This is a genomic window from Pelomicrobium sp. G1, assembly GCF_051905455.1.
Taxonomy (GTDB): domain Bacteria; phylum Pseudomonadota; class Gammaproteobacteria; order Burkholderiales; family UBA6910; genus Pelomicrobium.
This window is the reverse complement of sequence record NZ_JBQACR010000003.1, coordinates 19,455-38,529: the sequence shown is the minus strand read 5'-3', so window position 1 is coordinate 38,529 and position 19,075 is coordinate 19,455. Positions and strand designations below refer to the sequence as shown.

The following is a 19,075-nucleotide window of genomic DNA, read 5'->3' as shown; positions in this document are numbered from 1 at the left end:
CGGGGGTGGCTCACGAGCCGCCCAGCCTGCGCTTGAGGATCTCGTTGAGCTGAGCCGGGTTGGCCTTGCCCTGGGTGGCCCGCATCGCCTGGCCCACGAAGTAGGCGAAGAGCTTCTCTTTCCCGGCTCGGTAGTCCGCCACCTGCTGGGGATTGGCGGCGATGATCCGGTCCACGATGGCTTCCAGCGCGGCGGCGTCGGAGATCTGCTTGAGCCCCCGGGCCTCGATGATCCGGTCGGCCGCCTCCTCCCCTTCCGCCTCCCCCCGCGCCAGGGCGTCGAACACCTCCTTGGCGATCTTGCCGGAGATGGTACCGTCCACCAGGCGGCCGAGCAGGCGCGCCAGTTGGGCGGGGGAGATGGGGCTCGCGTCGATCTCCAGCCCCCGCCGGTGGAGCCAGCCGGAGAGCTCCCCCATCACCCAGTTGGCGCACAGCTTGGGCTCCCGGGGAAGCCGCTCCACCAGTGCCTCGAAATAGTCCGCCATCTCTTTGCTGGAGGTGAGCACCCCCGCGTCGTAGGCGGTGAGCCCGTATTCCCGCTGGTAGCGGCTGCGCTTCTCCTGGGGCAGCTCGGGAAGGGTCGCCCGCACCTCCTCGATCCACGCCTCGCTCACTTCCAGGGGCAAGAGGTCGGGATCGGGGAAGTAGCGGTAGTCGTGGGCCTCCTCCTTGGTGCGCATGGAGCGGGTCTCCCCCCGGTCCGGGTCGAACAGCCGGGTCTCCTGCACGACGCGGCCCCCGTCCTCCAGGAGCTCGATCTGCCGCTCCACCTCGTAGTCGATGGCCCGCTCCAGGAAGCGGAAGGAGTTGAGGTTCTTGATCTCGCAGCGGGTGCCGAGCCGCATCTCCCCCCGCCGCCGCACCGAGACGTTGGCATCGCAGCGGAACGACCCCTCCTGCATGTTGCCGTCGCATATGCCGATCCAGCGCACCAGGGCGTGGAGCGCCTTGGCGTAGGCCACCGCCTCCTCGGTGGAGCCCATGTCCGGCTCGGAAACGATCTCCAGCAGCGGCGTGCCGGCCCGGTTGAGATCGATGCCGGTCATGCCGTGGAAATCTTCGTGGAGGGATTTTCCGGCGTCCTCCTCCAGGTGGGCGCGGGTCAGCCGCACCGCCTTCTCGACGCCCCCCACCTGGATGGGAACGGCGCCGCCCACGATGATGGGCAGCTCGTACTGGCTGATCTGGTAGCCCTTGGGCAGATCGGGATAGAAGTAGTTCTTGCGGGCAAACACCGACCGGCGGTTGATTTTCCCGTTCACCGCCAGGCCGAACTTGATCGCCCGCTCCACCGCGCCCCGGTTCAACACCGGCAACACCCCGGGCAGGGCGATGTCCACGGCGCAGGCCTGGGTGTTGGGGGCGGCGCCGAAGGCGGTGGACGCTCCCGAGAAGATCTTGGCCCGGGTGGAGAGCTGGGCGTGCACCTCCAGCCCGATCACCACCTCCCAGCCTTCCCGCGGCGCGCTCATGACTCCTCCAGGTCCGGCGGCATACGCCGGTGCCAGTCGGTAACCCTCTGGTACTGGTGGGCCGCGTTCAGCATACGGGCCTCGGCGAAATAGCCGCCGACGATCTGCAATCCCACCGGCAGGCCCTCGCCGTCGAAACCGGCGGGGATGGACAGCCCCGGCAGCCCGGCCAGGTTCACGGCGATGGTGAAGATGTCGGAAAGATACATCTGCACCGGGTCGCTCAAGCGGCTGCCCAGGGGGAAGGCGGTGGTGGGCGAGGTGGGTCCCAGGATCAGATCGCAGCGCTCGAAGGCCCGCTTGAAGTCCTGGGCAATCAGCCGCCGCACCTTTTGCGCCTGGAGATAATAGGCGTCGTAGTAGCCGTGAGAGAGCACATAGGTGCCGATCAGGATGCGGCGCTTGACCTCGGCGCCGAAGCCCTCCGCCCGGGTCTTCGTATACATGTCCAGCAGATCCTGGTACTGCGGCGTCCGGTAACCGTAGCGCACCCCATCGTAGCGGGCCAGGTTGCTGGAGGCCTCCGCCGGCGCCAGGACGTAGTACACCGGCACCGAAAGCTCCATGTTGGGAAGGGAAACCTCCACGGTCTCGCAGCCCAGCTCGCGGAACACCGTGCAGGCCTGCTCCACCGCCCGGGCCACGTCCGGCGCCACCCCTTGCGCGAAGTATTCCCGGGGCAGCCCCAGGCGCAAGCCCTTGAGGGGGCTTTCCAAGTCGCGGGTGTAATCTTCGGGTTCCCGCTCCAGGCTGGTGGAATCCCGGGGATCGAAGCCCGCCATGACGTTGAGGAGCAGCGCCAGGTCCTCGGCCGACCTGGCCATGGGCCCGCCCTGGTCCAAGCTGGAGGCAAAGGCGATCATTCCGTAACGGGACACCAGGCCGTAAGTGGGCTTCAGGCCCGAGATCCCGCACAGGGCCGCCGGCTGCCGGATGGAGCCCCCGGTGTCGGTGCCGGTGGCGGCTGGCGCGAGCCGGGCCGCCACGGCGCAAGCCGAGCCCCCGGAGCTGCCGCCCGGGACCCGGTCCAGAGCCCAGGGGTTACGCACCGGCCCGAAGTAGGAGGTTTCGTTGGACGAACCCATGGCGAACTCGTCCATGTTGGTCTTGCCCAGGCTCACCATGCCGGCAGCGTTCAGCTGCTCCACCACGTGGGCATCGTAGGGAGCAACGAAGTTGGCGAGCATCTTGGAGCCGCAGGTGGTACGCCACCCCTTTGCGCAGAAAATGTCCTTGTGGGCCACCGGGACCCCGGTGAGGGGTCCGGCCTCCCCCCGGGCGAGGCGCTGGTCGGCCGCCTCCGCCTGGGCCAGGCTCGCTTCCGGATCCAGGGTAATGAAGGCGTTCAACCGGGGGTTGAGCCGCTCGATCCGGGCGAGATACGCCCGGGTGAGCTCCACGCTGGAGACCCGGCGCTCTGCCAGCGCGGCCGCCAGAGCCTTGAGGCTGGAATTCAGCAGATCCACGGGGCTTTGGCCCGTTCCGGGCGTTTCGGCCGGGAGCGGGTTTTCACTCGATGACCTTGGGCACCAGGTACAGGCCGGCCTCCACGCGCGGGGCGATCGATTGGAACAACTCCCGTTGGTCGGCTTCGGTCACCTCGTCGGGCCGCAGCCTCAGCACCACGTCCTGGGCGTGGGCCATGGGCTCGATGTCCCGGGTGTCCACCGCCTGCATCTTCTCGATCAGGGCGAAAATTCCGGTAAGCTGTTGCAGCACCATCTGCGCCTCCTCCTCGGTGATGGCGATGCGGGCGAGGTGGGCGATGCGCCGAACGTCGTCCAGGGAGAGGCTCATGGCGGCCGCTTAAGTGCTTCAATTAACAAAGCTCGTTAGGGTATCATAATTTATTTATCGGGCGCAGCCCGGCCGCGGAAGAAAATCCATGTTCGGTTTCCTAAGCTCTTACTTTTCCAATGACCTCGCCATCGACCTCGGCACGGCCAACACCCTGATCTGGGTCCGCGGCAAGGGCATCGTCCTCAACGAACCCTCCGTCGTGGCAATCCGCCAGGAAGGCGGGCCCAACGGCAAGAAGGTCATCCAGCAGGTGGGGCTGGCGGCCAAGCAGATGCTCGGCCGCACCCCGGGCAACATCACCGCCATCCGGCCGATGAAAGACGGGGTGATCGCCGACTTCACCGTCACCGAGCAGATGCTCAAGCAGTTCATCAAGAAGGTCCACGACTCCAAGCTCTTCTCCCCCAGCCCGCGCATCGTGATCTGCGTGCCCTGCGGCTCCACCCAAGTGGAGCGGCGGGCGATCCGGGAATCCGCCTACGGGGCGGGCGCGCGCAAGGTGGAGCTGATCGAGGAGCCCATGGCGGCGGCCATCGGCGCGGACCTCCCCGTGGAGGAGGCCACCGGCTCCATGGTGGTGGATATCGGCGGCGGCACCACCGAGGTGGGGGTCATCTCCCTGGGCGGGATCGTCTACTCCAACTCGGTGCGGGTGGGGGGCGACAAGTTCGACGAGGCCATCATCAACTACATCCGTCGCAACTATGGCATGCTGATCGGCGAGACCACCGCCGAGGAGATCAAGAAGGAGATCGGCTCCGCCTTCCCGGGCTCAGAGGTGCGGGAAAAGGAGGTCAAGGGACGTAACCTGGCCGAAGGCATCCCCCGCAGCTTCACCATCTCCTCCAACGAGATCCTGGAGGCCCTCACCGAGCCCCTGAACGCCATCGTGAGCGCAGTCAAGCAGGCGCTGGAGCAGACTCCCCCCGAGCTAGGGGCGGACATCGCCGAAAAGGGCATGGTGTTGACCGGGGGCGGGGCGTTGCTGCGGGACATCGACCGGCTCCTCATGGAAGAGACGGGACTGCCGGTGATCGTGGCCGACGATCCGCTGACCTGCGTGGTGCGGGGATCGGGGCGGGCCCTGGAGCGCATGGACAAGCTGGGAGGCAGCATATTCACCAGCGATTGAGGCACGGGAAGGGCCCGGGGAGGGGCGGGGCTTCACGGGGGAGGCCGGGGCCCGCGGGCTCTTTGGTTCCCTGCCTTTTTTCCCCGCCTGCGTGAATGGAATACTCCCCGCCCCCTTTCTTCAAACGCGGACCCAGCCCCTTCGCCCGATTGGCGCTATTCGCCGCCCTGTCGGTGGCCCTGCTGGCGACCGACGCCCGTTACCACTACCTGGACGTGCTGCGGGACGGCGCGTCCATCGCTCTCTATCCCCTGCAGCGCATCGCCACGGCACCCGGCGCCCTCTACCACCGGGTGAAGGACTTCTTCGTCACCCAGAGCCAGCTCGCCCGGGACAACGCCCGGCTGCGCCAGGAACAGCTCTCCATCCTCGCCCGCTTGCAGCGGCTGGAGGCGCTGGAGGCGGAGAACGCCCACCTGCGCAACCTGCTGGAGGCCCGGGAGCAGTACGGGCAGCGGGCGGTGGCGGCCGAGATCCTGTACGCGGAGCGCAACCCCTTCAGCCGCAAGATCCTGGTGGACAAAGGCTCGGCCCACGGGATCCAGGCGGGGGAAGTGGTGATCGACGGGGCGGGGGTGGTGGGCCAGGTCACCCGCGTCTATCCCCTCCTCTCCGAGGTGACCCTGGTCACCGACCGGGACCACGCCGTGCCGGTGCTGGTGGTGCGCACCGGGCTGCGGGCCATCGTCTTCGGCGGCGAGGACGGGACCCTGGAGCTGCGCTATCTGCCCCAGGCGGTAGACGTGGAAACCGGTGACCTGCTGGTCACCTCGGGCATCGACAGCGTCTATCCGCCGGGGTTACCCGTGGCCCGGGTCACCCGAATCGAGCGGGACACGGGCCAATCCTTCGCCCGCATCGTCTGCCAGCCGGTAGCGGGGGCGGAACAGTACCGCCAGGTGCTGATCCTGGCGCGGCAGGGGGCGGTGCCGGCCCGGCCCCACCCGGTCCAGGGCAAGGAACGTTGATGGCGGTAAGTGTCCCCCGGGCGGAAGAGCTGCTGCGGCCGGCCGGCCCTGGCCTCATCGCCCTCACCTTGATCGGCGCCCTGCTGCTCACCCTGCTGCCCTGGTCCGGGATTTGGCTGGCGGCTCGCCCGGACTTCATGGCCGTCGCCCTGCTCTATTGGTGCATCCGGGAACCGCGCCGGGTGGGAATCGGCATCGCCTGGGGCCTGGGTCTGCTCATGGACGTGGGTCATGCCACCCTGTTCGGCCAGAACGCCCTCGCCTATGCGGTGCTCGCCTTCCTCGGGCTCACTTGGCGGCGCCGGGTGTTGATGTTCGGGCCCGGCGGCCAGGTGCTGCACGTCGCCCCGATCCTCCTGGCCCAGCAGCTCGTCTCCCTGCTGGTGGCCCTGGCGGGGGGCGCGTCTTTTCCCGGCTGGAGCGTCTTTCTGTCGGTGCTCACCGGCGCCCTCCTGTGGCCCGTGGTCTCCCTCCTGTTCACCCTTCCGCAGAAGCCCAAGCCGGATCCCGACGCGCTATGAACCGGCGGGTCGAGCTCAAGAACACCGAGCGGGAAGTGCACGCCTTTCGCCTGCGGCTGGCGGCGGCCGGCTTCTTGGTGCTGGCGGCGTTCGCGGTCCTGGCAGCCCGGTTTTTCTACCTGCAGGTGGTGCAGCGGGAGCACTACCAGACCCTGGCCGAGGCGAACCGCATCTCTCTGGTGCCCATCGTGCCCAACCGGGGCCTCATCCTGGACCGCAACGGCGAGGTCCTGGCCAGCAATTTCTCCGCCTACACCCTGGAGATCACGCCGGCCAAGGTGCGCGATCTGGACGCCCTGATCGACGAACTCTCCACCGTGGTGGAAATCGCGCCCAGGGACCGGCGCCGCTTCCAGCGGCTGCTGGAGGAGGCGAAGAGCTTCGAGAGTCTGCCCATCCGTACCCGGCTCTCCGACGAGGAGGCAGCGCGCTTCGCCGCCAACCGTTTCCGCTTCCCCAACGTGGAGCTGCGCGCCCGGCTGTTTCGCCAGTATCCCTGGGGCGAGACCGCCTCCCACGTGGTGGGCTACATCGGCCGCATCAGCGACCGGGACATCGAGACGCTCAAGGAGCAGGGCAGCTACGCCAATTACCGAGGCTCGGACTACATCGGGCGCGTCGGCATCGAACGCAGCTACGAAGAGGAACTGCATGGCGTCACTGGGGTGGAACAGGTGGAGGTGGACGCCTCCGGCCGAGCGCTGCGCACCCTCGCACGCACGCCCCCGGTGGCCGGCAACACCCTCACCCTGGCGCTGGACATCCGACTGCAGGAAGTGGCCGAGCAGGCCTTCGGCGAGCGTCGGGGAGCGCTGGTGGCGATCGAGCCGGCGACCGGGGGAATCCTGGCACTGGTCTCCAAGCCAGGCTTCGATCCCAATCTCTTCGTCGAAGGCATCGATCCCCAGAACTGGAAGGCGCTCAACGAATCCCCCGAGCGCCCCCTCAACAACCGGGCTCTGCGGGGCCAGTACCCCCCAGGTTCCACCTTCAAGCCCTTCATGGCCCTGGCGGGCCTGGAGCTGGGCAAGCGCACCCCCTCCTACACCATCAGCGATCCGGGCTGGTTCTCCCTCCCTGGACACAACCACCGGTACCGGGACTGGAAGCCGGGGGGCCACGGGCTGGTGGACCTGCGCAAGTCCCTGGTGGTCTCCTGCGACACCTACTACTACGGCCTAGCGGTGGACCTGGGCATAGACGCGATCCATGCCTTCATGAGGAAGTTTGGTTTCGGCCAGAAAACCGGGGTGGACATCGAGGGAGAGCTTCCCGGCCTGCTGCCGTCCCAGGAATGGAAGCGGAAGCGGCTGCGGGACAAATGGTACGTGGGGGACACGGTGTCGGTGGGCATCGGCCAGGGCTACATGCTGGCCACCCCGATGCAGCTCGCCCAGGCGACCGCCATCCTGGCCAACGGGGGCACGGCCTTCCGCCCCCACCTGGTGCAATCCATCGAGGACGCCGCCACCGGCGAAGTGCGGCGCATCGCCGCGGAGCCCCTCTACACCCTCAAGCTCGACCCCAACCATTTGCGGCTGGTGCAGGAGGCCCTGGTGGACGTCACCCGTCCCGGGGGCACGGCGGCGCGGGCCGGGGCCGGTGCCCCGTACGAATTCGCCGGCAAGACCGGCACCGCCCAGGTGGTGGCCATGAAACAGGGAGAAAAATACGACGAGAAAAAGCTCCGCGAGGAGCACCGGGACCATGCCCTCTTCGTCGCCTATGCCCCCGCGGAGGCGCCCCGCATCGCCCTGGCGATCCTGGTGGAGAACGGAGGCGCCGGGAGCGCCACCGCCGCCCCCATCGCCCGGGTGGTGTTCGACTACTATCTTCTCGGCAAGCGGCCGAGCCCCGGGCCGCTCCAAGGGGAGCCTACGAATGAGCCCAACGATTAAGCGAGCCCTGCGCTTCGTCGCGAGCCGCATGGACGGCATGCTGCTCACCGCCACGGCCCTGCTCCTCGCCACCGGGTTGATCACCCTGTACAGCGCCTCGGGCGCGAGCCTCGCCCGGGTGATGGGTCAACTGACCAACCTGGGAGTCGCCCTGGCCGCCATGTGGGCGGTGGCGCTGGTGCCGTCCCAGCGGCTGATGCGCGCCGCGGTGCCCCTGTACCTGCTGGGGCTGGCGCTCCTCGTCGCCGTGGCCCTGGTGGGGGAAGTGGTGAATGGGGCCCGGCGCTGGCTGGACCTGGGTTTCGTCCGCATCCAGCCCTCGGAGCTCATGAAGATCGCCGTGCCCATGCTGCTAGCCTGGTTCTTCGCCCGCAAGGAGGAAGCGCCGCGGCTAGCCGATTTCGCCGTCGCCGCCCTGCTGCTCGCCGTCCCCATGGGGCTCATCGTCCGCCAGCCGGACCTGGGCACGGCGCTCCTCATCGGCGCCTCCGGCTTCTACGTCCTGTTCCTGGCGGGGATGTCGTGGCGGCTGATGGCGGGGCTGGCGGCGGCGGCCCTGGCGAGCCTGCCCATCCTGTGGTCGGTGCTCCACGACTACCAGCGCCGCCGGATCCTGACCCTGCTGGACCCGACCCAGGACCCCCTGGGAGCGGGTTACCATACCATCCAGTCCACCATCGCCGTCGGCTCCGGCGCCATCGCCGGCAAGGGCTGGCTCCAGGGTACCCAATCCCACCTGGACTTCCTGCCGGAGCGCACCACCGATTTCATCTTCGCCGTCTACGCCGAGGAGTTCGGTTTCATCGGCAATCTGCTGCTGCTCCTCATGTACCTGCTGGTGATCGGCCGCGGCCTCTACATCGCCGCCCACGCCTCCACCCCGTTCGGTCGGCTGCTGGCGGGCGCCATCACCCTCACCTTCTTTACCTACGCCTTCGTCAACATGGGCATGGTGAGCGGCATCCTGCCGGTGGTGGGCGTGCCCCTGCCCTTGATCTCCTACGGCGGCACTTCCCTGGTGACGCTGCTCCTGGGCTTCGGTATGCTCATGAGCATCCACACCACGAAGAAACTGGTCAGAACCTGACGTCCGGCGAGGGAGGCATGATGCGGGAAGCGGGAAAGGGGGCCGGGATCGAGGGCGAAAACCGGGCCGGGCCTTCGGCCCCAGGGCCTCGGCCATCCGCCGGCGCCCCCCCTTTCTGCGCCGGGTGGCTTCTGCCCCTGGGGCTGGCGGCGGCCCTCCTCCTGGGCGGCTGCGGCACGGCCCCCAAACGAAGCCCCGTAGCGATGGAACCCCCGCCCGGGGGCGTCCCCACTCGGGGCGGCTATTACCTGGACGACGGCCCTGGGGAAAATCCACCGCCCAACCTGGAGGCGATTCCCGACGCCGTGCCCCGGCCGGAGCCCATCCGCGCCGCCAACGCCCGCCCCTATGAGGCCATGGGGCGCACCTACATCCCCATGGCGGAGCCAAGGCCCTTCAAGCAGCGGGGCATGGCTTCCTGGTACGGGCGCCGTTACCATGGCCGCCCGACCGCTTCGGGAGAGCCCTACGACATGTACGCCATGACCGCGGCCCACCCCACGCTGCCGATTCCGAGCTACGCCCGGGTGACCCACCTGGGCAACGGCAGGTCCGTGGTAGTGCGGATCAACGACCGGGGGCCGTTCCTGTCGGAGCGCATCATCGACCTCTCCTACACCGCGGCCTACAAGCTAGGCATGGTGGAGGCGGGGAGCGCCTGGGTGGAAGTGGAGGCCCTGCTGCCGGGGACGCTGCCCGCCGCCCCACCCCTTCAGGCGAGCGCCCCGGTCCCGGGGGCCGAGCCCGGGCCAACAAGCCCGCCCGCCTCCCCAGTCAGCGGCGGCCCCGACGCCGCGCTCTCCGCCGCCCCGGGCTACTACCTGCAATTGGGCGCTTTCGGCTCCCGGGAGAACGCGCAAGCCTTCCTCGGCCGACTGCGGGGCGAGCTCGCCTGGCTAGCGGACGCCCTGGGGCTCGCCTTCCACGAACGCCTGTTCCGGGTGCAGGCGGGGCCCTACCCCGACGCCGCCTCGGCCCGGGAGGCAGCCGAGCGCATCGCCGCCGCCCTCAACCTGAGGCCCCTGATCGTCTCCCGGTAGGCCGCAACGCCGGCCCGCAGAGGCCGGCTTAGAGGATGTAGCGCGACAGGTCGTCGCTCTGGGCTAGGTTCTTGAGCCGGGCGTCCACGTAGGGCGCGTCGATCACCACGCTCTCGCCGGAGCGGCGTCCCGCCTCGAAGGACACCTCTTCTAAAAGCTTCTCCATCACCGTGTACAGCCGCCGCGCACCGATGTTCTCGGTACGCTCGTTCACCTGATAGGCGATCTCCGCCAGCCGCCGGATGCCGTCCGGGCGGAAGTCCAGGATGATCCCCTCGGTCGCAAGCAGCGCCTGGTACTGCCGGGTGAGGCAGGCATCGGTGTTGGTGAGGATCTGCTCGAAGTCGTCCACCGAAAGGGAGTCGAGCTCCACTCGGATGGGGAAGCGCCCCTGCAGCTCAGGGATCAGGTCCGAGGGTTTGGACAGATGAAAGGCGCCGCTGGCGATGAACAGGATGTGGTCGGTGCGGATCATGCCGTACTTGGTGGAGACGGTGGTCCCCTCCACCAGGGGCAGCAGGTCCCGCTGCACCCCCTGGCGGGAGACGTCGGCGCCTACCGTCTCGGCGCGGCTCGCGATCTTGTCGATCTCGTCGAGAAATACGATGCCGTTCTGCTCCACGTTGGCCACCGCCTTGGCCTTGATCTCGTCCTCGTTCAGGAGCTTCCCCGCCTCCTCGTCGGTGAGGAGCCGCATCGCCTCCTTGATCTTCAACTTGCGCAGCCGCTTGCGGGCGGCGCCCAGGCTCTGGAACAGGCCCTGGATCTGGGAGGTGAGCTCCTCCATGCCGGGCGGGGCGAAGATCTCCATGTGGGGCTGCACCGCCGCCACCTCGATCTCGATCTCCCGGTCGTCCAGCTCGCCCTCCCGCAGCTTCTTGCGGAACTTCTGCCGGGCGGCGCTATCGGCCTCCGGCGCCGCCTCGGTGCCGAAGCCCCGCGCCGGGGGGAGCAGCGCGTTCAGGATGCGCTCCTCGGCCAAGTCCTCCGCCCGGTGTCGCACCTTGCGGGCTTCCTGCTCCCGAGTCTGCTTGACCGCCACCTCCGCCAGGTCGCGCACGATGGTGTCCACGTCCCGCCCCACGTAGCCCACCTCGGTGAACTTGGTGACCTCCACCTTGATGAAGGGGGCGTCGGCGAGCCGCGCCAGGCGCCGGGCGATCTCCGTCTTGCCCACCCCGGTGGGGCCGATCATGAGGATGTTCTTCGGCGTGATCTCCTGGCGCAGGGGCTCCGGGACCCGCTGCCGCCGCCAGCGGTTGCGCAACGCGATGGCCACCGCCCGCTTGGCGGCTTCCTGGCCGATGATGTGCTTGTTAAGCTCGTGGACGATTTCCTGGGGGGTCATGGACATGGCGAAATCCCTTGAGCTTCCCGGCGGCTACTCCAGCACCTCGACCACATGCTGCTGGTTGGTGTAGATGCAGATGTCGGCGGCGATGGCGAGCGCTTTGCGCACGATCTCCTCGGCGCCGAGCTCGGTGTTCTCCAGCAGCGCCCGCGCCGCCGCCTGGGCGTAGGGCCCGCCGCTGCCGATGGCGATCACGCCCATCTCCGGCTCCAGCACGTCCCCGTTCCCGGTAATGATAAGGGAGGTCTCCCGGTCCGCCACCGCCAGCATGGCCTCCAGCCGCCGCAGGATGCGGTCGGTGCGCCAGTCCTTCGCCAGCTCCACCGCCGAGCGGGTGAGGTTGCCCTGGTGCTTTTCCAGCTTGGCCTCGAAGCGCTCGAACAGGGTGAAGGCGTCGGCGGTGCCGCCGGCGAACCCGGCCAGTATCCGCTCGTTGTAGAGCCGCCGCACTTTGCGGGCGCCCGCCTTCACCACTACATTGCCCAGCGTGACCTGGCCGTCGCCGCCCAGCGCCACCTGGGCGCCCCGGCGCACGGAAACGATGGTGGTGCCGTGAAATTGGTCCATGGGTCGAAAACCCGAAGAACGGAAAAAAAGAATTATAGCCCGCCTCGGGCGCCGCCGCCGGGACGCGGCCTACTCGCCCAGGCGGTCGGAGGCGTAGATTTTTTCGATTTGCGCCTGGTAGCGCTTCAGGATCTCCCGGCGCTTGAGCTTCATGGTGGGGGTGAGCACGCCGTTCTCGATGGTCCACGGCTCCCGCTCCACGATCACCCGGCGCACCCGGATGTAGCGGGGGAAATCCTTCAACTGTTCGTTGGCCCGCTTGATGAGCTTCTTCTCGTCGGTTTCCTGGGTCACCGCCACCATGACGATGTATGGCCGCCCCTCCCCCACCAGCGCCACCTGCTCGAAAATCGGGTCGTTGAGAATCGCCGCCTCCACGTGCTCGGGCGGGAACTTCTCGCCGTTGGAGAGCACCACGATCTCCTTGGTGCGGCCGATGATGTAGACCCGCCCGTCGCGCATCTCCACCTGGTCCCCCGTGTTGAGCCAGCCGTCCCGATCGATGACGGCGGCGGTGGCCTCCGGATCGCGCCAGTAGCCCAGCATCACGTTGGGGCCCCGCACCAGCAGCTCCTGCTTCTCGTTCACCCGGATCTCCACCCCGTCCAGGGGCTTGCCCGCCGAGGTGGGATCGTTGTCGTCCTCCCGGTTGGCGGTCACTACGGGGGAGGCTTCGGTCAGGCCGTAGCCCTGGAGCAGGAGGAGGCCGAGCCCGACGAAGGTCTTGGCGATGCGCAGCTCCACCGCCGCGCCGCCCACCACGGAGAGGCGCACGCGCCCGCCCAGGCGCGCCATGATCTTCCGGGCCACCAGCCGCTTGAGTAGCGCGTACTGCAGCCGGTCCAGGGCGCCGCCCCGTTTCTGGAAGAGTTTCCAGCCCAGCTCCACTGTGCGGTGGAAAAGCGCCCGCTTGAGCCGCGCGTTCGCCAAGCTCTGCTCGATGCGGGCGAGGAAGCGCTCGTAGACCCGCGGCACCGCCAGCAGAATGGTGGGCCGGACGGTGGCGAGATCCTCCGCCAGTTGCTGGATGCTGCGGGAATAGGCCACGCGGATGCCCCGCTTGAGGGGCAGGTAATAGCCCGCCGTCCGCTCGAACATATGGGACAGGGGGATGATGGACAGCATCACGTCGTCATCGTAGAGGGTGACCACCTTGAGGCAGGCTTCCACGTTGGACATGATGTTGCGATGGGAGAGCATTGCCCCCTTGGGGCGGCCGGTGGTACCGGAGGTGTAGCAAATGGTGGCGAGGGTTTGGGGCTCGAGATCCATTGCCTGGAACGGCTGCTGCGCCCGGGGCAGCCAGGATTCTAGGCTCGCCACTCCCTTCTCCGCGCCCCCCTCCAGGCACACCAGCAGGGGGAGCTTCTGGGACGCGGCGCGCAGGGAGTCCACCAGGCGCTCGTTTTCCAGGAGAAGCAGCCGGGCTTCGGCATGGTTCGCGCACCAGGCGATGTTCTCCGCGTTGTCGTTCACGTAGAGGGGTACCACCACCAGTCCCATTCCCAAGGCCGCCAGGTCCGCCGCCACCCAGTGAACCCCGTTTTTGAGGCACAAGGCCACCCGGTCGCCCGGCACGAAGCCCTGGTCCCGGAAGGCCTGCTGCCAGCGCGCGGCGAGATCCAGCATTTCCGCCGCGGTGTAATCTTTCCAGCGGTCGCCGGTCCATTGGGTGTAGAGCACCCGGTCGCTCCGGGTGCGATACTGGTCAAGATACTGGGCCAGGTTCATGAGGTGGGAGAGATGCGTAACAGGCAGGGGATGGCAGCTTCGGATCGGGACGCGCGGTCGTGCTCCTTCCGTCTTATTCTGCTTTTTTGCATGCCGAAGGGTTGCAAGCGCTTTCAGGTACAAGACGTAGTGTACAGTTGCACCGCCGTTTTGCAACCCGTATAACGCCATGCAATTTGACCTTCATCGGGCGCGCTTGTTCTCCCCCTGCCCCCGGGGCCTGGAGCCCGTCCTTGCCCAGGAGCTGGCGGAACTGGGAGCCCGCGATCCCACGCCCCTGGAGGGCGGGGTCGCTTACGGCGGCGACCTGGCCGTGTGCTACCGGGTCAATCTGGCGAGCCGCATCGCCAGCCGGGTCCTGTGGCAGGTGGCGGAGGGCGCCTACCGGAACGAGCAGGACGTCTATGACGCCGTCTCGAGCCTGCCGTGGCCCGTCTGGTTCGGGTCGGGGAATACCATTCGCGTGAACGTGGCGGCGACCCGTTGCCGGTTGAAAAGCCTGGACTACGTAACCCTGCGCATCAAGGACGCGATCTGCGACCGGTTCCGCGCTGAGCAGGGCGGGCGGCCCGACGTGGACACCCGCTCCCCCGACGTGCGCGTCCACGCCTTTCTCGATGACCGGCGCCTCGTCCTTTACCTGGACACCAGCGGCGAACCCCTGTTCAAGCGGGGCCTGCGCACCGCCAGCGCGGAGGCGCCTATCCGGGAAAACCTGGCCGCGGGCATCCTCCGGCTGACCGGATGGAAGCCCGGCGTGCCTCTCCTCGATCCCATGTGCGGCAGCGGCACCTTCCTGCTAGAAGCGGCCCAGATGGCCCTCCAGATCCCGGCGGGGCTCAAGCGGTCCTTCGCCTTCGAGAAGCTCGCCTTCCACGACCCGCGCCAGTGGCAGGAAGTGCGCCGCGAGGCCGAATCCCGCATCCGCCGGACCTCCCCCGGTCCCATTTACGGCGCGGACGTGGACGCCGGAGCCGTGCGCGCGGCCGCCGCCAACCTCCGGGCGGCCGGGCTGATCGAAGTGGTACAACTGCGCCGAGCCGACGTGCTGGAACTTCCACCGCCCGCGCCCTCGGGCATCCTGGTGGCCAACCCGCCCTACGCGGTGCGCCTGGGGGAACGGGACGCCCTCGGCGCCTTCTACCCCCGCCTGGGCGACGCGCTGAAGGCGCGCTTCGCCGGATGGAGCGTCTACCTGCTGACGGCGGACCTGCGGCTGCCGCGGCTGATCCGCTTGAAGCCCACCCGGCGCGTGCCCCTCTTCAACGGCGCCCTGGAGTGCCGCCTGTTCGAGTTCCGCATGGTGGAAGGCAGGATGGTAAAGAAGCGCGTAGAAGGAAGGAGGGACGAAAGCGAAGGATGAAACGGGCGGTGGGCGTTTCGATCCTTAAGCCTGGGAAACCTCTAAACGACTCGCGCTCTCGCGCGACGGCGCGACCGCCGCCTCAGGTCAGACGGAGGTGGTCCAGGCCCTCCATCAGGTTCTTGTCCTTTGCCTCCTGGCCCCGCAGCTTGATCTCGAGCCGCAGCTCGTTCATGGAGTCCGCGTTGCGCAGCGCGTCCTCGTAGGTGATGACGCCGGCCTCGTGCAGGTCGAACAGGGCCTGGTCGAAGGTCTGCATGCCCAGCTCCCGGGAGCGCTTCATCACGTCCTTGATCTCGTGTACCTGGCCCTTGAAGATCAGGTCGGAGATGAGGGGCGTGTTGAGCATGATCTCGATGGCGGCCACCCGTCCCTTGCCCTCCGCCCGCGGGATCAAGCGCTGGGAAATCATCGCCCGCAGGTTCAGGGAAAGATCCATGAGGAGCTGGGGCCGCCGGTCCTCGGGGAAGAAGTTGATGATGCGGTCCAGGGCCTGGTTGGAGCTGTTGGCGTGGAGGGTGGCCATGCACAGGTGGCCGGTCTCGGCGAAGGCGATGGCGTAGTCCATGGTCTCCCGGTCGCGGATCTCCCCCATCAGGATCACGTCCGGCGCCTGGCGCAGGGTGTTCTTGAGGGCCACGTCCCAGGAATCGGTGTCCACGCCCACCTCCCGCTGGGTGACGATGCACTTCTTATGCTCGTGCACGTACTCGATCGGGTCTTCGATGGTGATGATGTGGCCGTGGCTGTTCTCGTTGCGGTAGCCGATCATGGCCGCCAGGGTGGTGGACTTGCCCGAGCCGGTGGCCCCCACCACGATCACCAGCCCCCGCTTGCTCATCACCACCTCCTTGAGCACTTCCGGCAGGCCCAGGCTCTCCAGCGTCGGGATCTCGGTGTTGATGGTGCGCAGCACCAGCCCTACCCGCGCCTGCTGCACGAAGGCGTTGACCCGGAAGCGGCCGATGCCGGAAGGGCTGATGGCGAAGTTGCACTCCTTGGTGGACTCGAACTCGGCCGCCTGCCGATCGTTCATGATGGCGCGGGCGAGCTCCAGGGTGTGCTGGGGCGTGAGGGGCTGGCTGGAAGCCGGGACGATCTTGCCGTCCACCTTGATGGCGGGCGGGAAGCCGGCGGTCAGGAACAGGTCAGAGCCGTTCTTGCTCACCATCAGGCGCAGAAGATCGTGCACGAGCTTGGTTGCCTGGTCGCGTTCCATGTCGGTCTCCTACTGAGCCCCCGGGAGAGGGGGAAGGGGAGAAGGCGGGAGAGGGTCAAGTGTCGTCAAATGTTTTGAGAATCGCTTCCGGAGCACAGGGCTTCAACCGCCCGAATGCTCACGCACCGGGGAACAGGTCCTTATTGGCGGCCCGGGAGCGAGCCTCGGAAGCCGCTACCACGTTGCGCCGTACCAGGTCCTGCAGGCACTGGTCCAGCGTCTGCATGCCCACCGCCTGCCCCGTCTGGATGGCGGAGTACATCTGGGCGATTTTGTTCTCCCGGATCAGGTTGCGGATGGCGGGCGTGCCGATCATGATCTCGTGGGCCGCCACGCGGCCCGAGCCGTCCTTGGTCTTGAGCAGGGTTTGGGAGATGACCGCCCGCAGGCTTTCCGAAAGCATGGCCCGCACCATCTCCTTCTCCGCCGCTGGAAACACGTCCACGATCCGGTCCACGGTCTTGGCGGCGGAGCTGGTGTGGAGCGTCCCGAACACCAGGTGCCCGGTCTCCGCCGCCGTGAGGGCAAGCCGAATAGTCTCCAGGTCCCGCATCTCCCCCACCAGGATCACGTCCGGGTCTTCCCGCAGGGCGCTGCGCAGCGCATTGGCGAAGGAATGGGTGTGGGGCCCCACCTCCCGCTGGTTGATGAGGCAGCGCTTGCTCTCGTGCACGAACTCGATGGGATCCTCGATGGTGAGGATGTGGCCATGCTCGTTCTCGTTGATGTAGTTGATCATGGCGGCCAAGGTGGTGGACTTGCCCGAGCCGGTGGGGCCGGTCACCAACACGATGCCACGGGGCTGGCTGGAGATGTCCTGGAAGATCTTGGGGGCGTTCAGCTCCTCCAGCGAAAGCACCTTGGACGGAATGGTGCGGAACACCCCGCCGGCGCCACGGTTCTGCACGAAGGCGTTGACCCGGAAGCGCGCGAGGCCGGGAATGGCGAAGGAGAAATCGCATTCCAGGTGCTCCTCGTAGTGCTTGCGCTGGGAATCGTTCATGATGTCGTAGATCATCGCGTGCACGTCTTTGTGCTCCAGGGGAGGCAGGTTGATGCGGCGCACGTCCCCATGCACGCGGATCATGGGAGGCAGGCCCGCCGAAAGGTGCAGGTCGGAGGCCTTGTTCTTGACGGCAAACGCGAGGAGCTCGGCGATGTCCATTATAATTTCCTGCTGCGGCTTCCCGGATACAGAGATAAGATCCTGCGATTAAAGCGATTTCCAGCCAAAAGCCCGGCCGATTATGTCCCCAATTGCAAAGCGCTTGCAAGCCGTGCGGGAGCGCATCCGACGAGCGGCCGAGGCGGCCGGAAGAACGGCGCAGGAAGTGCAGCTCGTGGCGGTGAGCAAAACCTGGCCCCCCGAGGCGATCCGGGAGGCCTATGGGGCCGGCCAGCGGGCCTTCGGCGAGAGCTACGTGCAGGAAGCCCTCGGGAAGATGGACGCCCTGGCGGAGCTGCCGCTGGAATGGCACTTCGTCGGCCCCATCCAGAGCAACAAAACCGGAGCCATCGCGCGCCGCTTCGCCTGGGTCCACGGCGTGGACCGGGAGCGAATCGCCCGACGGCTCGCCGACTCCCGCCCCCTAGAGATGCCGCCCCTCAACGTGTGCATCCAGGTCAACGTGAGCGGCGAAGCTTCGAAAGGCGGCGTCGCGCCGGAGGAGGTCCTCCCCTTGGCGCAAGCCATCGCCGGCCTTCCGCGCCTGAAACTGCGCGGGCTCATGGCGATCCCCCGCCCCACCCGGGACGAAGGGGAACAGCGGCGCCAGTTCCGCCTTTTGCGGGATATGCACCTGGCGCTCCAGGCCCGGGGAATCGACATCGACACCCTGTCCATGGGCATGTCGGACGACCTGGAAGCGGCTATTGCCGAAGGCGCCACGATGGTGCGGGTGGGCACGGCGATCTTCGGCGCCCGCGGGAGAAAGGTGAACCCCAGAGACACGGAGGCACAAAGGAAAGAAAAAGAAGTCCTCAATGCAAAGAGCGCAAAGGGCGCGCAAGAAACTCCTACAAGATCATGTTTTCCTTTGCGCCCTCCGCGCCCTTTGCGTTGAAAGAGGTTTTTCATCTCTTTTTTCTTGGCGCCTCCGGCGCAGGAGAAAACGATGGCTATCACTTTCATCGGCGGCGGCAACATGGCGACCGCCCTGATTGGCGGGCTGCTCCACAAGGGCTGGAGCGCGGGCGAGATCCGCGTGGTGGAGATCGACGCGGCCCAGCGGGAGCGCCTGGCGGGCCGCTTCGGCGTGGCGACGACCGCAGCGCCGGAGGTAGGCGCCGACGACACAGTGCTCCTGGCGGTCAAGCCCCAGCACATGCGCGAGGCGGCCCGGGGCCTGGCCGGGCGCCTTGGCCTACAACTCGTCATCACCATCGCCGCCGGCATCCGGTTGGACGACCTGGCCCGCTGGCTGGGAGGTTATCGGCGCCTGGTGCGCTGCATGCCTAACACCCCCGCCCTGGTTCACTGCGGCATCACCGGCCTCTACGCCCTCCCCGAGGTAGGTCCCGAGGAGCGGCAGCGGGCCGAAGCCATCCTAGGCGCCGTGGGCCGCACCCTGTGGTTCGAGCGGGAGACGCTGCTCGACGCGGTCACGGCGGTCTCGGGCAGCGGGCCGGCGTACGTGTTCTATTTCATGCAGGCGCTGGAGGAGGCGGCGGTGGGCCTGGGACTGGAGCCCCGGCAGGCGCGCCTGCTCACCCTGGAGACGTTTTACGGCGCCGCCACCCTGGCCCGCCAGAGCGAGGTGCCGGTGGCGTCGTTGCGGGCCCAGGTCACCTCCAAGGGCGGCACCACCGAGCGGGCCGTCGCCGTGCTGGAAGCTGTCCGGGTGCGCAGCCACATCGAGGAAGCGGTGCGCGCCGCCCATGCCCGGGCAGCGGAGCTGGGTGACGAATTCGGAAAGCTCGACTGA

General features: G+C 67.7%; 16 protein-coding genes and 1 pseudogene. 9 read left to right on the top strand and 8 right to left on the bottom strand.

Annotation, left to right across the window (positions count from 1 at the left end):
- Window positions 1-10 precede the first annotated feature (10 nt).
- From gatB to gatC, 3 genes are read right to left on the bottom strand one after another with little or no spacing between them, the layout of a single operon-like run.
- Complete coding sequence (gene gatB, locus ACTFO6_RS03865; protein ID WP_439933135.1) at window positions 11-1,474, bottom strand: Asp-tRNA(Asn)/Glu-tRNA(Gln) amidotransferase subunit GatB; 1,464 nt, start codon at window positions 1,472-1,474, stop codon at window positions 11-13.
- Window positions 1,471-2,934, bottom strand: a complete 1,464-nt coding sequence (gene gatA, locus ACTFO6_RS03860; RefSeq protein WP_439933403.1) for an Asp-tRNA(Asn)/Glu-tRNA(Gln) amidotransferase subunit GatA — start codon at window positions 2,932-2,934, stop codon at window positions 1,471-1,473. Before gatA ends, gatB begins: the two co-directional genes overlap by 4 nt.
- 49 nt (window positions 2,935-2,983) lie before the next feature.
- Window positions 2,984-3,271 (bottom strand): Asp-tRNA(Asn)/Glu-tRNA(Gln) amidotransferase subunit GatC, encoded by a 288-nt coding sequence (gatC, locus tag ACTFO6_RS03855; RefSeq protein ID WP_439933134.1) that lies wholly within the window; start codon window positions 3,269-3,271, stop codon window positions 2,984-2,986.
- An 88-nt stretch (window positions 3,272-3,359) separates the two neighbouring features.
- On the opposite strand from gatC, the gene ACTFO6_RS03850 reads away from it, so the two are divergent.
- The 6 genes from ACTFO6_RS03850 (at window position 3,360) to ACTFO6_RS03825 (ending at window position 9,920) form a co-directional block, all read left to right on the top strand.
- A complete protein-coding gene (locus ACTFO6_RS03850; protein ID WP_439933133.1) occupies window positions 3,360-4,406 on the top strand; it encodes a rod shape-determining protein in 1,047 nt (348 codons plus the stop codon).
- A 95-nt stretch (window positions 4,407-4,501) separates the two neighbouring features.
- Window positions 4,502-5,374: a rod shape-determining protein MreC gene (gene mreC / locus ACTFO6_RS03845; protein WP_439933132.1), complete on the top strand. Its 873-nt coding sequence runs from the start codon at window positions 4,502-4,504 to the stop codon at window positions 5,372-5,374.
- On the top strand, window positions 5,374-5,895 hold the full coding sequence (gene mreD / locus ACTFO6_RS03840) for a rod shape-determining protein MreD (RefSeq protein WP_439933131.1): 522 nt from the start codon (window positions 5,374-5,376) through the stop codon (window positions 5,893-5,895). The genes mreC and mreD overlap by 1 nt, the downstream gene beginning before the upstream one ends.
- Window positions 5,892-7,793, top strand: a complete 1,902-nt coding sequence (mrdA, locus tag ACTFO6_RS03835; RefSeq protein ID WP_439933130.1) for a penicillin-binding protein 2 — start codon at window positions 5,892-5,894, stop codon at window positions 7,791-7,793. Before mreD ends, mrdA begins: the two co-directional genes overlap by 4 nt.
- Entirely contained in the window at window positions 7,777-8,880 is a 1,104-nt protein-coding gene (gene rodA, locus ACTFO6_RS03830) for a rod shape-determining protein RodA (protein ID WP_439933129.1), read from the top strand. The genes mrdA and rodA overlap by 17 nt, the downstream gene beginning before the upstream one ends.
- Before the next feature lie 203 nt (window positions 8,881-9,083).
- Window positions 9,084-9,920: a septal ring lytic transglycosylase RlpA family protein gene (locus ACTFO6_RS03825; RefSeq protein ID WP_439933128.1), complete on the top strand. Its 837-nt coding sequence runs from the start codon at window positions 9,084-9,086 to the stop codon at window positions 9,918-9,920.
- Window positions 9,921-9,948: 28 nt separating this feature from the next.
- Here the strand turns inward: ACTFO6_RS03825 and hslU are convergent, their stop codons facing one another.
- The 3 genes from hslU to ACTFO6_RS03810 form a co-directional block, all read right to left on the bottom strand.
- On the bottom strand, window positions 9,949-11,274 hold the full coding sequence (hslU, locus tag ACTFO6_RS03820; RefSeq protein ID WP_439933127.1) for an ATP-dependent protease ATPase subunit HslU: 1,326 nt from the start codon (window positions 11,272-11,274) through the stop codon (window positions 9,949-9,951).
- A gap of 27 nt (window positions 11,275-11,301) precedes the next feature.
- Window positions 11,302-11,838, bottom strand: a complete 537-nt coding sequence (gene hslV, locus ACTFO6_RS03815; RefSeq protein ID WP_439933126.1) for an ATP-dependent protease subunit HslV — start codon at window positions 11,836-11,838, stop codon at window positions 11,302-11,304.
- Window positions 11,839-11,907: 69 nt separating this feature from the next.
- A complete protein-coding gene (locus ACTFO6_RS03810) occupies window positions 11,908-13,569 on the bottom strand; it encodes an AMP-dependent synthetase/ligase (protein WP_439933125.1) in 1,662 nt (553 codons plus the stop codon).
- A gap of 169 nt (window positions 13,570-13,738) precedes the next feature.
- Here ACTFO6_RS03810 and ACTFO6_RS03805 point away from each other — a divergent pair, with 169 nt between their 5' ends.
- On the top strand, window positions 13,739-14,932 hold the full coding sequence (locus tag ACTFO6_RS03805) for a THUMP domain-containing class I SAM-dependent RNA methyltransferase (protein ID WP_439933124.1): 1,194 nt from the start codon (window positions 13,739-13,741) through the stop codon (window positions 14,930-14,932).
- Between the two features lie 82 nt (window positions 14,933-15,014).
- Here the strand turns inward: ACTFO6_RS03805 and ACTFO6_RS03800 are convergent, their stop codons facing one another.
- Window positions 15,015-16,151 (bottom strand): PilT/PilU family type 4a pilus ATPase, encoded by a 1,137-nt coding sequence (locus ACTFO6_RS03800; RefSeq protein ID WP_439933123.1) that lies wholly within the window; start codon window positions 16,149-16,151, stop codon window positions 15,015-15,017.
- Window positions 16,152-16,269: 118 nt separating this feature from the next.
- Entirely contained in the window at window positions 16,270-17,316 is a 1,047-nt protein-coding gene (locus tag ACTFO6_RS03795; protein WP_439933122.1) for a type IV pilus twitching motility protein PilT, read from the bottom strand.
- Window positions 17,317-17,398: 82 nt separating this feature from the next.
- On the opposite strand from ACTFO6_RS03795, the pseudogene ACTFO6_RS03790 reads away from it, so the two are divergent.
- Together ACTFO6_RS03790 and proC are read left to right on the top strand one after the other, a co-directional pair.
- Window positions 17,399-18,076 (top strand): annotated as a pseudogene (locus ACTFO6_RS03790) (YggS family pyridoxal phosphate-dependent enzyme); the annotation flags it as partial.
- A 189-nt stretch (window positions 18,077-18,265) separates the two neighbouring features.
- Entirely contained in the window at window positions 18,266-19,075 is an 810-nt protein-coding gene (gene proC, locus ACTFO6_RS03785; protein ID WP_439933121.1) for a pyrroline-5-carboxylate reductase, read from the top strand.

Bases quoted from the DNA above. Each gene is read 5' to 3' on its own strand.
- gatB (WP_439933135.1), bottom strand. From the start codon at position 1,474: ATGAGCGCGCCGCGGGAAGGCTGGGAGGTGGTGATCGGGCTGGAGGTG.
- gatC (WP_439933134.1), bottom strand. From the start codon at position 3,271: ATGAGCCTCTCCCTGGACGACGTTCGGCGCATCGCCCACCTCGCCCGC.
- ACTFO6_RS03850 (WP_439933133.1), top strand. From the start codon at position 3,360: ATGTTCGGTTTCCTAAGCTCTTACTTTTCCAATGACCTCGCCATCGAC.
- mreC (WP_439933132.1), top strand. From the start codon at position 4,502: ATGGAATACTCCCCGCCCCCTTTCTTCAAACGCGGACCCAGCCCCTTC.
- mreD (WP_439933131.1), top strand. From the start codon at position 5,374: ATGGCGGTAAGTGTCCCCCGGGCGGAAGAGCTGCTGCGGCCGGCCGGC.
- mrdA (WP_439933130.1), top strand. From the start codon at position 5,892: ATGAACCGGCGGGTCGAGCTCAAGAACACCGAGCGGGAAGTGCACGCC.
- rodA (WP_439933129.1), top strand. From the start codon at position 7,777: ATGAGCCCAACGATTAAGCGAGCCCTGCGCTTCGTCGCGAGCCGCATG.
- ACTFO6_RS03825 (WP_439933128.1), top strand. From the start codon at position 9,084: ATGGAACCCCCGCCCGGGGGCGTCCCCACTCGGGGCGGCTATTACCTG.
- hslU (WP_439933127.1), bottom strand. From the start codon at position 11,274: ATGTCCATGACCCCCCAGGAAATCGTCCACGAGCTTAACAAGCACATC.
- hslV (WP_439933126.1), bottom strand. From the start codon at position 11,838: ATGGACCAATTTCACGGCACCACCATCGTTTCCGTGCGCCGGGGCGCC.
- ACTFO6_RS03810 (WP_439933125.1), bottom strand. From the start codon at position 13,569: ATGAACCTGGCCCAGTATCTTGACCAGTATCGCACCCGGAGCGACCGG.
- ACTFO6_RS03805 (WP_439933124.1), top strand. From the start codon at position 13,739: ATGCAATTTGACCTTCATCGGGCGCGCTTGTTCTCCCCCTGCCCCCGG.
- ACTFO6_RS03800 (WP_439933123.1), bottom strand. From the start codon at position 16,151: ATGGAACGCGACCAGGCAACCAAGCTCGTGCACGATCTTCTGCGCCTG.
- ACTFO6_RS03795 (WP_439933122.1), bottom strand. From the start codon at position 17,316: ATGGACATCGCCGAGCTCCTCGCGTTTGCCGTCAAGAACAAGGCCTCC.
- proC (WP_439933121.1), top strand. From the start codon at position 18,266: ATGGCTATCACTTTCATCGGCGGCGGCAACATGGCGACCGCCCTGATT.